General features: G+C 42.0%; 2 protein-coding genes. Both read right to left on the reverse strand.

Going from position 1 to position 2,091, the window contains the following annotated elements; genetic code table 11:
- Positions 1-482 precede the first annotated feature (482 nt).
- A complete protein-coding gene (locus B6258_RS02915; RefSeq protein ID WP_015063446.1) occupies positions 483-923 on the reverse strand; it encodes a hypothetical protein in 441 nt (146 codons plus the stop codon).
- A gap of 637 nt (positions 924-1,560) precedes the next feature.
- A partial coding sequence (locus tag B6258_RS02920; RefSeq protein WP_099074016.1) for a Qnr family pentapeptide repeat protein occupies positions 1,561-2,091 on the reverse strand: 531 nt, incomplete at its 5' end.

Consider the following 2,091-nt stretch of genomic DNA (forward strand, 5'->3'; position numbering starts at 1 on the left):
CCCCCGTCAAGCGAAGCGTCTGACCACCACATTTTTGAGCGACCAAATACAGGGGCGAAAAAAGGGGGTGGTCAGACGAACGCAGTGAGTTTGACGGGCTTGGGTGAATGGTTTTTTTCGCAGGCGTCCAGCCGAAGAAAATAGCCAGAGGGCGGAGCCTTATGTCATTCATTTTCGTCCAGAAAATGAGTGGCATTGATACTGAAAGTATCATGGGGTGCAAGTTAGTAAAACTATGATTCTACCCATTATTTCACCCGTTATTCTGCCCGTTATACCTAAATTGGGTGCAATAACGGGTAAAGTAATAGGTAGAATAACAGGTGGATTAATGGGTAAGAAATAACACAACGTCATCTTGTGTCTATCTATTATTCTGTATCTTATTCTATGTATTATTCTACCTATTACAGACGAAATAGATAAAATAAGAGATAGAATAATAGATAGGATAATACATAAAATAATAGGTAAACCTAACGTCAGCGCACCTTTTCTTCGAGCTGTTTTAGCATCGAAATATCACCTAATAACCGTTGATTTTTACCTGTGAAAAAGATGATCGGACTGACATTTGCATTATCAATACTTCGGCTTAACTGAATTCCCATCGCCTGATAATCATCATCGTTTGTGCAATGGTATAACGCTAAAACAAGCTGACATTGTTCTGGAGTTCCGCATTCTATTGCCCAGCGGATCAACTCCGAAAAGGTCAATCCGTTCGGTTTCCAGTGTTTTTTATGCCGTGACGCTAACGCCTTAAATTTTTCACGCCCTTGATTATATTTTTCTGCCCCGATCACCGGATCTTCACAACGAACCCCTTGAACCGGTCGCTTATCAAATGACAATTCCCATAAATTTAATTCTTCGATGTATTCGTAATCTTCTGGCGATGCCAAACGAAATAATTGAGACATAGAGACACCCTCCGATCATGTGTGAACGGAGACAGTATAAGGCTTTCGAGAAATTCCGCTTCCTCGACGTGAAACAAGTTCACGCCTTGCGGCGAGCGTTGCGAATTGAATTTATGAGGTTTACCAAGCTCCAGATGTAACAAAGCCCCGTGACAGCATCACAGGGCTCTGGTACTCTAAATCTTGTGCATTCGTTGCTCAGATTAGACGTCGCAATCCAATCTTAGCAACGTGAGAGGCGCTTGTCACGTTCTCATTAAATACCAGCCAACGACATTAACCCAAATGCACCACTTGATTGACTCGGACTTAGCCCGGTCTCCGAAAGGATAAACAGGCAAATTGTGGTAGTAAAACGTACCGGAAAACGAAATTCCGGCTCTACCTCCGAATCACGCTGCGGTATCGAAAGATTACAGTGCGTACCTGATAAGAGCACCAATCAACGGACTAGGGATTTCTTGGATTGCGAAGTGTCGAAAGAAGCCCAACCTAACCAAACTTAGCCAGATTAACGAGCTAAGAGACCATGACCCAATAACTGATCATGGAGAAAAGCAAAGACAAGATGAAGATGTCGCTTCGCTCCGTTTTGATTAGTACCACATTGGGGCATTAGGCGTTTTTTACCTAGATTTTATCGGTGAACAATAACACCTAAACTCTCAACAAGCTGAAGCGCCTGCTCTCCATCCAACTTCACTCCATCTAAATTAATTCGCCTTGCATCAAGCTCGCCAAGCGCCCCACCCGTTAAATCACAACCAGTAAAATCAGCCAAAGACCAATCAAACGATGAAAACTCCCCACAAGAAAGATCGGAGCCACGAAACACGGCGCCAGTTATCACAGTGCCATTCCAGCGATTTTCCCACAGTTCGCACTTTTCTAATATGACTCTAGAAAAATTAGCGTAACTAAGATTTGTCTTGGTTATATAAGCACTACAAAACCATGACCTTGTAGTTATCATATTCATAAAATTAGCCCCTCGAAAATCAGCTCCTTGAGCTAAACACTCACTAATTTCAAGACCTAAGGCGCTAATGTTTTTAAAATTACTCATTGATAAATCGCAGCTTTTAAAGCTAGCGTTTTTTAGTTTGGCTCTATTAAAATCACACCCTTCCAAGCTATTCCTGTCGTAAAAACTACAATCAACAAATTC

This window comes from Proteus alimentorum, from assembly GCF_002607735.1.
In the GTDB taxonomy this organism is placed as follows: Bacteria; Pseudomonadota; Gammaproteobacteria; order Enterobacterales; family Enterobacteriaceae; genus Proteus; species Proteus alimentorum.